General features: G+C 60.2%; 11 protein-coding genes. 8 read left to right on the top strand and 3 right to left on the bottom strand.

Features of this window, described 5'->3' with window-relative positions; all coding sequences use genetic code 11:
* Positions 1-333: 333 nt before the first annotated feature.
* The 4 genes from FHK92_RS01045 (at position 334) to FHK92_RS01030 (ending at position 4458) form a co-directional block, all read left to right on the top strand.
* Positions 334-1494: an ABC transporter substrate-binding protein gene (locus FHK92_RS01045; RefSeq protein ID WP_181286392.1), complete on the top strand. Its 1161-nt coding sequence runs from the start codon at positions 334-336 to the stop codon at positions 1492-1494.
* Positions 1495-1614: 120 nt separating this feature from the next.
* Positions 1615-2550 (top strand): ABC transporter permease, encoded by a 936-nt coding sequence (locus tag FHK92_RS01040; protein WP_181286391.1) that lies wholly within the window; start codon positions 1615-1617, stop codon positions 2548-2550.
* A 31-nt stretch (positions 2551-2581) separates the two neighbouring features.
* Entirely contained in the window at positions 2582-3373 is a 792-nt protein-coding gene (locus FHK92_RS01035; protein WP_181286390.1) for an ABC transporter permease, read from the top strand.
* Positions 3374-3378: 5 nt separating this feature from the next.
* The gene (locus FHK92_RS01030) at positions 3379-4458 is read left to right on the top strand and encodes an ABC transporter ATP-binding protein (RefSeq protein ID WP_181286389.1); all 1080 of its coding nucleotides are present in this window, start codon (positions 3379-3381) and stop codon (positions 4456-4458) included.
* Positions 4459-4534: 76 nt separating this feature from the next.
* On the opposite strand, the gene hisD is transcribed toward FHK92_RS01030, so the two are convergent.
* Complete coding sequence (hisD, locus tag FHK92_RS01025; protein ID WP_181286483.1) at positions 4535-5818, bottom strand: histidinol dehydrogenase; 1284 nt, start codon at positions 5816-5818, stop codon at positions 4535-4537.
* A gap of 262 nt (positions 5819-6080) precedes the next feature.
* On the opposite strand from hisD, the gene FHK92_RS01020 reads away from it, so the two are divergent.
* The 3 genes from FHK92_RS01020 to FHK92_RS01010 are packed head-to-tail and all read left to right on the top strand — an operon-like array spanning position 6081 to position 10233.
* The gene (locus FHK92_RS01020) at positions 6081-6821 is read left to right on the top strand and encodes a ThuA domain-containing protein (RefSeq protein WP_181286388.1); all 741 of its coding nucleotides are present in this window, start codon (positions 6081-6083) and stop codon (positions 6819-6821) included.
* The gene (locus FHK92_RS01015) at positions 6818-8605 is read left to right on the top strand and encodes a thiamine pyrophosphate-binding protein (RefSeq protein WP_181286387.1); all 1788 of its coding nucleotides are present in this window, start codon (positions 6818-6820) and stop codon (positions 8603-8605) included. The genes FHK92_RS01020 and FHK92_RS01015 overlap by 4 nt, the downstream gene beginning before the upstream one ends.
* 17 nt (positions 8606-8622) lie before the next feature.
* Positions 8623-10233, top strand: coding sequence for a GMC oxidoreductase (locus tag FHK92_RS01010; RefSeq protein WP_181286386.1), 1611 nt, complete (start codon positions 8623-8625; stop codon positions 10231-10233).
* Between the two features lie 58 nt (positions 10234-10291).
* Here the strand turns inward: FHK92_RS01010 and FHK92_RS01005 are convergent, their stop codons facing one another.
* Complete coding sequence (locus FHK92_RS01005) at positions 10292-11386, bottom strand: LacI family DNA-binding transcriptional regulator (protein WP_181286385.1); 1095 nt, start codon at positions 11384-11386, stop codon at positions 10292-10294.
* Between the two features lie 56 nt (positions 11387-11442).
* Positions 11443-12570 (bottom strand): MFS transporter, encoded by a 1128-nt coding sequence (locus tag FHK92_RS01000; protein ID WP_181286482.1) that lies wholly within the window; start codon positions 12568-12570, stop codon positions 11443-11445.
* 278 nt (positions 12571-12848) lie between these two features.
* Between FHK92_RS01000 and FHK92_RS00995 the strand changes: the two genes are divergently transcribed.
* Positions 12849-14120 carry an MFS transporter gene (locus FHK92_RS00995; RefSeq protein ID WP_375154590.1) on the top strand — a complete coding sequence of 424 codons (1272 nt, stop codon included), beginning with the start codon at positions 12849-12851 and terminating at the stop codon, positions 14118-14120.
* Positions 14121-14150 lie beyond the last annotated feature (30 nt).

Raw genomic sequence — 14150 nt, 5'->3', positions numbered from 1 at the left:
GCGCGCTTTGCGCCAAGCCAATACTCGACCCCATGAAAACAACAAGCCGGGCCTATCAGGCGCTGGGCAAGCCGCTTCGGATCCTTGTCGCATAGTTTGGACAAGGCGCTGCTTACCCGGCCAAGGAAGAGTCAATCGGACCAGTGGAGACCCCGTGCGCGATGTCGCTCGACAGGCATTTGCCCACGCTCGATCTCCCCAGCTCATGGAACCCATGCTGGCCATAACACTGCCGATCCAACACGACTGCGCAAAGGAGACGTTGGGTGAGCCCAGCCAATCCCCTGCCAGCCGTCAATCGTTTCGTACCACCACCCCAGGCAGGAACTCGACATGAAAAAAGCAACAGAGACGGGTTATGGAATCACTGGCATCGATCTGGAAACGACTAGCCTGAAAAGGCGTACGTTCCTGTTGGGCGCCGCCGCATCTACAGCAGGCTTGTACATGGGGTCCTTCGCCCCCGGCATTTTCGCCGCAACAGGCGGCCATCTGGAAATCCTCGGCTGGGAAGGCGAAACCGGTGACGCGGAGCTTGCCGAGTGGCGCAAGCAGCGAGGCATTACCGTGCGCTCGAGTTACGCCAGTAACCAGGACGACATCACCGCGCGCCTGGCTGGCTCCGATCCCGTTCAGCTCGACTTGACGATGTACGCCTTGGGCTATGAAACCATCTATCAGGAAATGGGCCTGCTCAAGCCCATCGATACGTCGAAAATCCCCAACTACGCCGCCGATAACATCGTGCCGTTGTTCTACAAGGGCAGCCGCTGGTATTGGGACGGCCAGCAATGGGGCGTACCGCTCCTGTGGGGCATGAATACCATTGTCTACAACCCGAAGAAGGTCCAGAAACCCTCGGAATACAAAGACCTGCTCGACCCAAAGCTCAAGGGCAGGTTGACCTTCGTCGACGACGGCACCTCGAACTGGTCACTGATTGCGATCATCGCCGGCTACGGCGACAAGTACCCCAACCTGACCCGCGCCGAATTCGACGACGCCTTCGAGAAACTCAAACCGTACCGCGAGCAGTGCCGGGTCTTTGCGGCGTCGTCGGGAGACGCTGTGTCGCTGCTGGTATCAGGCGAGGTCGATGCGGTGTTTTCCGCATCCGCCAACACGCCCAGCGAAACCACCAAGCGCGGCGTCCAGACAGCCCTGTCGGTGCCCAAGGAAGGTGCGGCCCTCTGGTGTGATGCCCTGTTCATCCCCAAGACCGCGAAGGACATACCGCTGGCGTTGGAATTCATCAACAAGACGCTCGAAGCGGATACGCAGGCCAAGATGGCGACCACGATGTTCTCCGGCGTGGTCAATCAGAAAGCCGTGCCGCTGCTCCCCGCCGACCTTCGCAACACCTTCGACTACGCGAACCTGGATGCCTTCTTCGAAAAATCGAAACTGTACGGCCAGCCACCGCTGAGCTCCGACCAATACGTGACCTATGCCGAATGGATCGATCAATGGGCGAACTTCAAGGGTTCGTTCTGACGCTATCGGCTACCTGGCGAACAGCACGGACAGCCCAAGGGCCATCGGGCGTGCGTGTGCCCTGCACGCGCGCGCCCAAGCACCTGGTCCATCGATTAAAACAAAAGGCAGAAATACATCATGAACATCGTCAACAACAGCGAGCCAATCATCCTGGGTAGCCAGGCTTCGCATACCCGCCAGCGCGGGAAGATCGACAAGAAGATCCTCAGCGGATACTGGCTGGCGTCGCCTCCACTGTTTTTCCTGGTGGTATTTTTCGTCATCCCCTCGGTCATGCTGCTGGTCGCCAGTTTCTGGACGTCCAAGACGTTCAGCATGATGCCTGCCGCAACGCTGGCCAACTACGCAAGGGCATTGACCGCCAGCGGCTTCTACGACTCGTTGTGGATCGCGCTGCAAAACGGTTTCTGGACCGCCCTGCTGTCCACCGTCATCAGCGCTCCGGTCGCCTATTACATCGTCTATCGGACCCGTTCCAACGCGGTGCTGTACCTGGCCCTGGTCTCCTGGTTCTCCAGCTACCTGGTACGGGTTTACGCCTGGCGTTCGATCCTGGGCACCAACGGCGTGATCAACTCGACGCTGCTGCATCTGGGGCTCGTCGATCAACCGTTGGAATGGTTGGTGTTCAGCAAGTTTGCGGTAGTGCTGACCCTCGTCCACATCATGCTGCCGTTTACCCTCCTGCTGCTGGTATCGGGCCTGCGCGACATCAAGAAGGACTATCTGGAAGCCTCGGCCGACCTGGGCGCCAGCGGCGCCACCACCTTGTGGCGGGTCATCATGCCAATGGCCCACAAGAGCATCGTCAGTTCCTTCATGTTCACCTTCGTCCTGGCCGCCAGCGACTACGTCACGCCTCAACTGCTGGGTGGCAGGGACGCGATGACCACCGGCCTGGTGATCGCCAATCAGTTTCGCTCGGTGGGGAACTGGCCATTGGGAGCGGCAATGGCCTACCTGCTGTTACTGGTGTTCATGCTGGTCTACGCGCTGTTGTTGGGCGTGCTGCGCGCCGCAAACCTGGCACCCGGCAAACGCTACCACGACTGAACGCCCCCTCTGAAATAGCAAGGTGACCGCCATGATCAGACTCTTCACTTACCTGTACATGTTCTTCCTCTACGCCCCCATCGCGATTATCGCGTTGTTCAGCTTCCACGCTTCAGCTTCGTTGTCGTTCCCGTTCGAAGGTTTCTCCACCCAATGGTATGAGGCCCTGTTCCACAGTTCGGACTTCATGACGGCATTGACCAACAGCGCGATCGTCGCAGCGGGCTCGGCCATCCTGACCACACTGTTGGGCACGTTTTCGGCGCTGGCGTTGATGCGCATGAAAGGTCGGATCAAAGCCGTGTTCGCCTTCATGAACTTCGCACCGATTGCGCTGCCTGGCTTGTTCCTTGGCATCGCGCTGGTCATCTTCTTTTCGTTGATTGGCCTGCCGCGTTCATTGCTCACCGTGATCATCGGTCACACGCTGTTCACGTTTCCGTTCTTCGTCGAGTCCGTGCGTTCGCGCCTGGAGTACTTCGACCTGTCATTCGAAGAGGCCGCGCGGGACTTGGGCGCCTCACCGCTCAAGGCGTTCTGGCTGGTCACCCTGCCGATCATCGGCCCGACCATTGCCGGCGCCGCCATCCTGGCGGTGGCGCTCTCCATGGATGAATTCCTGATCACCGTATTCGTTACCGGCAGCGATACCACGCTGCCGCTGATGATTCTCTCGATGATGCGCCGCGCTGTCAGCCCAACCATCAATGCCGCCTCGGTGTTCATGCTGGTTGTGACCATCGCCATCATCGTCATCGCCGGCCTGGTCATGACCCTGCGCCGTCGTCGCCTCGAACTTGAACGTGCTGAAACTGCGGAGTAACCAACATGACCCATAGCATCGAACTGACCGGGATATCCAAAAGCTACGGCAACCTGACAGCCCTCGGCAAAATCGACCTGACCGTCAAGCGCAACGAAATCCTGACTCTGCTGGGGCCGAGCGGCTGCGGCAAGACCACACTGATGCGCATCATTGCCGGCTTCGAAGAACCGACCACCGGCAAAGTCGTGATCGATGGCAAGGACTCCACTTCCCTGGCGCCCGAACACCGTCCGGTGAACATGGTTTTCCAGAAATACGCGTTGTTCCCACACCTCGACGTCTTCGACAATGTCGCTTTCGGGCTGCGCCTGAAGAACAAGCCCAAGGACGAGATAAAACGCGAAGTCACCAAGGCCCTGGAGCTGGTCCAATTGGACACGTTCAAGAACCGATGGATTTCCGAACTCAGCGGTGGCCAGGCCCAACGCGTCGCACTGGCCCGTGCGTTGGTCAACCGCCCCGCCGTGCTGTTGCTGGACGAACCCCTGGCGGCCCTGGACCTGAAGATTCGTCACCACATGCTCAACGAGATCAAACGGATCCATGAAGAGACGTCGACCACCTTCGTCTATGTGACCCATGACCAGGACGAGGCGATGATTCTGTCCGATCGCGTCGTATTGCTGAACAAGGGCGGCATCGAGCAGATCGGCGGACCGCAGGAGATGTACTGGTCGCCACGCACGTTGTTCGCCGCGAAATTCTTCGGCGATACCAACATCGTCAACGGTACTTTCGGACCTAGCCATCCTGGCGGTGGCTACGTGGACCTGCCGTTCGGACGTTACGCGCATACCGCCCGTGAAAGCCTCGGTGCGGGACCGGTGAATGTCTCGATCCGCCCTGAGACCATTGGCCTGGAACCGGCCCAAGGCGCGACGCTGGCCACAGGGGCATTTATCGGCAAGGTCAAGGACACCTCGTTCATCGGCAATCGAGTCATCTACCGCGTCACCGTTGCCGGCGGTACCCTGGACCTCAAATGCCAACAGTTGCCGACCCCTGGCAGCCTGACGCTGCCACCTGGATCGGATGTGGCACTTACCTGCAAACCGGAGAGCTTCGTGGTGATACCGGCCTGAACCGGGGCACAACACAAAAAGCCGAGCAAAAAAACCGGCCGCCCTTGAAGGCGGCCGGTTTCATTAGGTCAATGCGTCAGGCGGGCTGCTTGTAACGACGAATGCGAATATCCGCTTGCTCCTTATGTCCGGCAAATCCTTCCATACCGCACAGTCGAGAACAATATTCGCCGACCAATACCGAAGCCTCGTCGGTCAGCACGCGTTGGTAGGTGCACGTCTTGATGAACTTACCGACCCACAACCCACCCGTGTAACGCGCCGTGCCGGTGGTTGGCAGCGTGTGGTTGGTGCCGATGACCTTGTCGCCATACGAGACGTTAGTGCGTTCGCCCAGGAACAACGCGCCGTAGTTGGTCATGTTTTCCAGGAAGTACAGCGGATCGCGCGTCATGACCTGCACATGCTCGGAGGCGATCCGATCGGCTTCCTGCACCAGCTCCTCGACCGTGTCGCAAAGGATGATTTCGCCATAATCACGCCAGGCGACGGAGGCAACCGGCGCTGTCGACAAAATGCCCAACTGGCGTTCGATTTCAGCCGGCAGGTTTCCCGCCAGCGCCGGGCTGTTCGTGAGGAAAACCGCCGGAGAGTTAACACCGTGTTCCGCCTGCCCAAGCAAGTCTGCGGCGATGATCTCGACGTCGCTGCTGTCATCGGCAATGACCAGGGTTTCGGTCGGGCCGGCGATCAAGTCGATACCAATTTTGCCGAACAGTTGTCGCTTGGCCTCCGCAACATAGGCATTGCCCGGGCCGACGATCATGTCGACCGGCTTCAGATCGGCGGTTCCCAAGGCAAACGCGGCAATGGCCTGCACCCCACCCAGGCAGTAGATTTCATCGGCACCGGCTAAATACATGGCGGTCACGATGGCCGGGTGCGGCCTGCCATCGAACGGCGGCGCGGCGGCGACCACACGCTTGACTCCAGCCACCTTCGCCGTGAGCACGCTCATGTGCGCCGACGCCAGCAGCGGGTATTTGCCACCGGGAATGTAGCAAGCCACCGAATTCACCGGGATGTTGCGATGCCCCAGGATGACACCCGGCAACGTCTCGACCTCGACGTCGTGCATCGACGCCTTCTGCACCTCGGCGAAACGCCGCACTTGCGCCTGGGCAAACTTGATATCGCCAATTTCCTGCTCCGACAGACTCGCGACACAGGCGGCGATTTCTGCCTCGCTCAAGCGAAAGGACGCGGGGTCCCATTGGTCGAATTTCCTGGAGTACTCACGGACGGCGGCATCGCCATTGCGGGCGACGTTGGCAATGATCTGCTCCACCGTATCGCGCACTTGAGAGGCGATTTCGGCTTGGGCTTCGACGGGTTTGCTTTTTTTCAGATAACGAATCATCACAGGCTCCAGGTACTTGAGGGCACGCGTCATGCCCTCAACATGACGTTCATCTTTTCCCAGGCCCCCTTCCCCGGCAATTTCGCAGCCCCTGTATTGATGACGCAACCTGACGCAGTGTCGACGCACAGCTGAAGCAGGTCATGAATGATTTCGTTATTCGTATAACCCAGCCATTGACAGGGCAATTCTGGGTGATAACTTAAAAAAACGGTTATACGTATAACTTAACAATCACACCTAACCTGAGAGGTGATCAACCGTGAGTCGAGTCTTGTATCTATACGGTGGCTGGCCCGGCCATTACCCGTACGAAATTGCCGCATGGGCGCGGACCGTTTTCCAGGAGCTGGATTTCGACGTGGAGGAATCCACCGACATTTTCACGCTGGACAGGGACTTGACCGGCTACGACCTGATCGTGATCGGCTGGAACAACGCCGTCACCACCGAAACGTTGACCGCATCCCAGGAAAACCACCTGCTCCATGCGATCGAAAACGGGACCGGACTGGTCGGTTGGCACGGCGCAGGCGCAGCGTTCCGGGCGAGCCTGAAATACCACTGGGTGCTCGGTGGATCGTTTCTGGAGCATCCGATGGGCGAAGGCTTCCCCCATCCCTACCAAGTCAACGTCATCGACTATGGCCATGAAGTGACCCAGGGCGTCGAAGATTTCGAGGTCCGGTCCGAGCAGTACTACATGCAGGTCGACCCGAACATTCACGTGCTCGCCGAAACCACGTTCGATGGCAACCCGTTCCCGTGGCTCAGCGGTCATCGAAGCCCGGTCGCCTGGGTTCGCCAGTGGGGCCAGGGCCGGGTGTTCTACCACTCCATCGGCCACGACACCGGCAATCTGGCCGACCCCAATATCCGTCGCCTGACCAAACAAGGCCTGGCATGGGCAACCCGCGGCCGCGGGCAGAAACCCGCCAGTTCCGACGCATCCACCCCTCTCACTTCAATCCCTCTTCCATCAACCCCAGGAGTCCTGTCATGAGCAAATTGACCGGCAGCCAGATCGTGGCGCAAACCCTCAAGAACTATGGCGTCGAATACGTCGCCGGCATTCCCGGACACGGTATCTGGACGCTGACCGACGCGTTTCTTGAAGAAGATTCGAAGCTGAAATTCATCCAGGTCTTCCACGAACAGAGCGCGGTTCACCTCGCCGACGGTTACTACCGGGTGTGCGGCAAACCCATGGCAGCGGTGACGTCCATCGGTGCCGGCGCGGCCAACACAGTGATCGGCATGGCCACCGCGTTCACCGACTCCACCAGCCTGATGCTCATCACCGGTGGGCCACCCACGCACATGCGCGGCCACGGTCTGCTGCAGGAACTGGAGCGCTACACGGACAACGACTTTCCGAAGATCGCCGAAGCGGTCACCAAGCGTCATTGGGTGGCGACCCGCGTCGAAGACCTGCCCTTCATGATGCACCGTGCCTGGAGCGCCATGGTGACTGGCCGACCTGGCCCTGTTCATCTGGAAATCCCGATGGACGTCCAGGCCGAGGCGGCTGACGTCACGCTGCATGCATTGGAAGAACGCACACCGATCGGCAAGAGCTTTCCGGACCCGGCGGCCACGGCCCGTGCCGTCGAAGAGCTCAAGGCCTGCATACGGCCGGTGCTGGTGATCGGTGGCGGTGTCATCACCGGCGAAGCCAGTGCCGAGGTGCTGGCCCTGGCCGAGGCCTGGAAAATTCCAGTGGTCACCACATGGAACGGCAAAAGCGGCTTCCCGGAAGACCATCCGTTGTTCGCCGGCAGCGTAGGCCAGACTGGCACGATGTGCGGCAACAAGGTCGCCTCTACCGCCGATGTGATCATCGCCGTGGGCTGCCGTTTCACGGACTGGTCGTCATCCAGCTACGCCAAGGGCGTCACCTTTGCGATTCCACCGTCGAAGCTGATTCACATCGACATCGACCCCCATGAAATCGGCAAGAACTATCCGGTGACGGTGGGTATTTGTGCCGACGCGAAACACGCCCTGGCACATATCGTCGAAGGCCTGAAAGGCCAGGTCGTCGACCGTGAGGAGTACCTGAGCGACCTGCGTGGCTACCAGGCGGAATGGGAATCCAAACTGGCTGGCCGGCGTGATTCGGACCGTTTCCCTTTCACGTCTCAACGTCCGTTGGGCGCCCTGCGCAAAGTCTTTCCGCGCGACACCATCGTCGTGGTGGGGTCGGGTAACACGCAGGGCGCGGTCAAACAGACTTTCCCGGTCTACACACCGCGCACCCACCTGACCTCGGGCGGTTTTTCATCGATGGGTTGGGCCGTTCCTGCAGCGATCGGTGCCAAGCTTGCTGCGCCGAACCAACCGGTGGTGTGCATCCTGGGCGATGGTGACTTCCTGATGACCTCTCAGGAAATTGCCATTTGCGTGACCAACAACATCCCCGTGGTGTTCCTGATCCAGAACAACGCCGGCTACATGTCGATTCGCGGAGGCCAGCGCAAACAGACGAGCCGCCATATCGGCACCGAGTTCAATCACCCGGACGGTACGCCGTACAGCCCGGACTTCAAGGCCGTTGGTGAAGCCTTCGGCTTGAAATCCTTTCGCGTCGAACGCCCGGAGGACCTGGAACCGACACTGCAGCAGGCGCTGGACCTGAACGCGCCCGTGCTGATCGAGATCCCGACCGACCGCGATGCTGCCGGTCCCTGGGTGCCTGGCTGGTGGGACTTCCCGATTCCTGAGTACATCACCGATGAACGCCAGGATGAATACTGGGAAATCCGCAATTCCGAACAACACCTGTAAGCACTGGAGCGGCTCAAATGAGTGATGCATTGATTTCGCATCATGCAGAGCTGAATCCACAACCGGGGGCGCCGCGCGAACCGCGCGCCCTCGACGTGGTGACACCTGATGCAGATGGCAATATCAACTGTGATGTCTTGATCATCGGCTCGGGCATGGGCGGCTCGACCTTCGCCCATGCCCTGCGCGACAGCGGGCTGGACATCGTGATCGTCGAGCGCGGCGATTTCCTGCCTCGCGAGGTACAGAACTGGAGCGCCGAATCGGTCTTCGGCGAAGGACGCTACCGCAACGCCGAGCAATGGCTGGACTCAGCCGACCAACCGTTTTCTCCCGGGGTGTTCTATTACGTCGGCGGCAACACCAAGTTCTACGGCGCCATGCTTCCACGTTTTCGTGAGGAGGATTTTGGTGAGATCCAGCATGCCGAAGGCGTCTCCCCTGCCTGGCCGATCAACTACGCGGACCTGGAGCCTTGGTACGCCGAAGCGGAAAAACTCTATCGCGTCCATGGCCAGGCGGGCAGCGACCCCAGCGAGCCTTGGCGTTCCGGCCCGTTTCCGCAGCCGGCGCTACAGCACGATCCGGCGCTGCAGGCGCTGGAACAAAGCATGCGACGTGGCGGATTGAGGCCCTTCGTGATGCCTGCGGCGGTGGACTATGGCGATAGCGGTGCCTGCGTGCTGTGCTCGACCTGCGATGGTTATCCATGCCTGATGGATGCCAAGGCAGACGCCGAAGTATCGGCATTGAGACCGGCGCTGCGCAGCGCTTCGATCAGGCTGATGACCCGCACCACCATCAATCGGCTGGTAACGGGCGCCGACGGCCGCTCCGTGATCGAGGCCCAGGGTGTGTTCAAGGGCCGCGAAGTGAAGCTGCGGGCCAAGCGATTTGTCCTCGCCTGTGGCGCGGTGAATAGCGCGGCGTTGCTGTTCAAGTCAGCAAACGAGCAGCACCCTGAAGGACTGGGCAATCGCTCAGGGCAACTGGGTCGCAACTATATGGTGCACAACAGCACGTTCATGCTGGCGGTCGATCCTCGGCGCAAGAATCCGGTCATGTTCCAGAAAACCCTGGCCCTCAACGATTGGTACAACGCCGGCCCCGACAATGCGTTTCCGCTGGGCAACGTGCAGATGCTGGGGAAGATTCGCGAGCCGATGATTACCGCCATGCGCCCTTGGCTACCAAGGTTCGCGTCACGGTACATCACCGACCACAGCGTCGACTTGTACCTGACGTCTGAAGACCTGCCGACGCAGGAAAACCGCATCACCTACGACACGTCCCGAGGGGCCATCAAGGTCCATTGGACGCCGAACAACCTCAAGGCCCACGAAGTGCTGGTGAGCAAGACCAGCCTAGTCATGCGCAAGGCGGGCTATCCACTGATCTTGAAGGCGCGCATGGGCATCGCCACCAATTCACATCAGTGCGGCACTGCCGTGATGGGTCATGATCCAATGTCGAGTGTGCTGGACGTCACCTGCAAGATGCATGACCTGGATAACGTCTGGGTCGTCGACAGTTCGTTCTTTCCCTCCTCGGCAGCCGTGAATCCGGCCCTCACCATTGCCGCCAACGCGTTGCGGGTCGCGAATATCTTCAAGCGACAATCGCCTTGATTCAAACCCCAGGGCGGGACTGCGGTGTAGCGCTACGCCGCAGTCCCGCCAGCTAGGCTCAGGGTGCCTGTACAGCCTGCGTCGACGTGCGCACGATGAGTTTCGTCGGGAAGATCTTCTGCTCGGGCTGGAGCCGGGTGCCCGCCGGAGCATTGAGTTGTTCAGTCAACATTCTCGCGGCGTAGACCCCCTTCTCCACCATGGGTTGACCAATGGTCGTCAAGCCGAGCTGAACCGCTTCCGGAATGTCGTCGAAACCGATCACCGAAAGGCTTTGCGGGACGTCGCGATTGAGCGCATGGGCCGTCTTCATGCAAGCGATTGCCATGACGTCCGAACAGGCAACGACCGCCGTGACATCGTTGGAGGTCAGCAGCGTAAACGCCGCCGCTTGTCCGGACGTCGAATCCAATCCGCCCGCTTCAATGATGCTCAGGTCTTCGAACGCCAGGCCAGCTTCGCTGGCGGCTTCGAGATACCCCGTGAGGCGCTCCCTGACGATACGTTCGCTCGCGCTTTCGAATCGCTGCCGGTCAATCGGGCCGCGATAACCGTCAGGATTGAGCCGGTCGATGATGATCCCGATCTTCCGGTGCCCCAGGTCCAGCAGATGTTGGACCTGCATGCGAGCGGCACCCCGGTCGTCAATCCCGACAAAAAACGAGTCGGGTACCAGTGGCGAGTCGATCACCACAAAAGGGATGTTCTGCTTCACCACCGCCAATACCGCGGGGTGGTCATCGGGCAATGTCGAAATGATCAGGCCGTCCACCAGGCCACGCAGCGCCAGGCTGCCATGTTTCTCAGCCGGGGCGCGACCGACGAGCCGGTTGTTGTTGAGGGGAAACAAGGTCAGCGCGACATTTTCCAGTTCCCCCACTTCGCTGATGCCCCGTAGCAAGGCAATCGTGCAGGGGTCAGCGAATGCCAGCGACAGCTTGTCCATCATCATCAGCCCGATCGCCCCGATTTTTCCGGAGCGAAGGCTACGCCCCAGGACGTTCGGCCCCGGGTAGCCCAACGAAGCAGCCACCTGGAGAATGTGCTCGCGCTGGGCCTGCGACAACTTGGAGGGGCGATTGTAGGCGTAGGACACCGCCGGCTGGGACACCCCTGCCGCCAGTGCTACGTCTTTCATTGAAACCGATGCCATCGCGTGTATCCCAAACCTTGAAGGACCTCAGGCGAGGTCCGTGAAAAAAAAGACGCTCAGTGTAACCGCTGGCGGGAAGCCTTCGGAACCAGCCGAGCGGCGCTGACGATAATCGCGGTCATCAGTGAAGCAACGGCCAGCAGCGCCGCCGAGAGACTGGACAGGTGCGCGAACAAACCCACTGCCGCCGGCCCCATCAGGATGCCGAGGTAACCGAGGCTGGTGGCTGCGGCAATCGCCAACTCACCCGGCATCGTGCGCTGGGCACCGGCCAGCGACAGATAAACCGGAGCGACGTTCGCCAGCCCCGCGCCAACGACCCCGAAACCCACCAGGTTCCATAACCAGTTTGTCGCGAACACCACCAGCACGAATCCCGACATGACGATCAGGCCCCCGCCCACGAGCACCGTGCGGGGACCGAGCCTCGCCACAATCCGGTCGCCAGTCAATCGTCCCAAGGCCATCATCACGGCAAACACCGCATAGCCCAGGCCTGCAATGGCAGGCTCGACAGCACGAACCTGAACGAGGAACACCGCGCTCCAATCAAGGATGGCGCCTTCGGCGAGAAATGCGATCAGGCAGAGTATCCCAAGCATCAATACGTTGCCGGAGGGCCTGGCAAAGACAGGGCCGGCTGCGTCGCCGCTACGCCCCAACATCTGGCGTCCGGCCGTCAACACGAAGGCGCCCAGCGCCACCAGCACCGCGCAACTGGCAAGCAACGGTGTCGCACCGAGCCATAACAACCCGGTGATCACCGCGGCGCTGACAATCGTTCCAAGGCTGAACAAACCATGGAAGCCGGACATGAGAGACCGCCCGGTAGCGCGCTCGACCATCACGCCTTGCACATTCATGGTCACATCGACCGTTCCGCAGCCCGCGCCAAAGAGCATGAGGGTCACCACCAGGCCGGAGAACGAATGCACCGTAGCCAACAGCGGCAGCGTCAGGAAAACCAGCGCGATGCCGACATGCATGGTGAAACGACAGCCCCGACGCGCATTCAGGACTCCGGCAAGCGGCATCATGATCAACGACCCCAGCCCAAGGCAAAGTAACAGAAGACCCAACGCGCCGTCGTCGATCCTGGCGCGATTGCGCGCGAACGGAACCAGGGGCGCCCATGCGCCCATGCAGAGGCCGGCCATCAGGAACGTCAGCCGATAGGCAGCCATGTGGGGAGTGATGCACGGCAATGTTTGCTGTTGTGAAGACACGAAGGGCTCTACGTTGGACGGATTAAGTTATACGTATAACCCAAATTCACCAAATAGACCACGCCGCTATGCCCGGAAAACTGTATTTGCCGCCTGAATGGCCATGATCCATCTTAAATACGGACCATAGATCCAAAAGCAGTTGACAGCGAACGGCCACTCGATTTTACTTTTTGCCAGTTATACGTATAACTCATCTGTGCATGCCCCCCACAAAAACAACAGGACAATGCAGCGTGATCAAGACTCTAGAAACGACACCGGTCCCCGGTCGTATCCGCAAGGCGCGCATCGCGACTTTTCTCGGCTTCATGATGATTGGCGCCATGATGTACATCTGGTCCACAGGCGTCAGCGTCTTCCGGGCGCAACTGGGTTTCAGCGGTGAGCTGGGCGATGGGGACTTCGGCTTGATCGCGCTCGGCGTCGGCGTCGGTTCGGCGGCGGGGGCGCTGTGGGTGGGTCGCTTGCTCGACAGCTTCGGGGCGAAGCCGGTCATCACCATCTGCGCCCTCGCCTATCCTCTTTCAATCATTCCACTGGGCTTCGTCACAGGCTTCTGGTTCGCGCTGAGCTTTGGCGTGGTACTCGGCCTGCTGCGCGGCGCGCTGGATACCGCGTTGAACGCCCATGGAGTTCAAGTCGAGCGTTTCTATCGACGCTCGATCATGTCCGGTTTCCACGCGTTCTATTCCTTGGGTGGCTTCTTGCTGGGGATGGTCTGCAGTTGGCTGACCGGCCTGTATACCGACAGCGTACAAGTCCCCTTTACTGTGCTGGGCCTGGCGATGTTCCTGGTGGGGTGCGTCTTCAGCCGATGGCTCTTGGGTAAACACGACGTTCCGGAACCGTCGAACAGCGATTGGCAGACAGGCGCGCCCACTGGCGAAGCCGGTACCGGGCCGTCGGTCAAAACCCTGCTGGTGATGATTGCCCTCGGCACCTTGTTGCTGGGGAGCATGATGGGCGAAAACGCGATTGCCGATTGGGGCCAGGAATACATTCGTCGAGAATTCTCGACCAGTACGTCGACGGCGGGCATGGCGGTGTCTGTATTCGTCGGGGCCGCGTTCGTCGGACGATTGTTCGGCGATCGGTTGGCCGCGGCGTTCGGCAATGCCCAAGTGGTTTTCGGCTGCGGGGTGGTATGCGTGCTGGGCATGATCCTGACCATCGTTGGCGGCAGCGCAACGACGGGGATCGTCGGCTTCGCGCTGTTCGGGCTTGGCCTGTCCTGCATCGCGCCCCTGATGATCTCCGCCGCCGGGCGCAGGGACCCGGAATATGCCGGTCGCAATATCGGAATCGTCAACTGCATCGGTTTTTCAGGGATGCTGGTCGGCCCCGCAGCCATTACCGTGATCGTGAGTAATTTTGGCTTGAGCAAGCTGATGTTTTTCCCGCTGGTCATGCTTGGGCTGCTGGCTACGTTCGGCCCCTTGTTGATGCGCTCGCCCAAATCCACCGTGGCGGAGCAAGCGTCTGCAGCCAACACCGCACCTCGATAATTTCCACGACGCGCTTGCAGCGAAATCGAG

The sequence above is a fragment of the Pseudomonas brassicacearum subsp. neoaurantiaca genome (assembly GCF_013608025.1).
Lineage (GTDB): Bacteria > Pseudomonadota > Gammaproteobacteria > Pseudomonadales > Pseudomonadaceae > Aquipseudomonas.
Note: the sequence above shows the minus strand (reverse complement) of the source record. Positions and strands in the feature narration are given on the sequence as shown.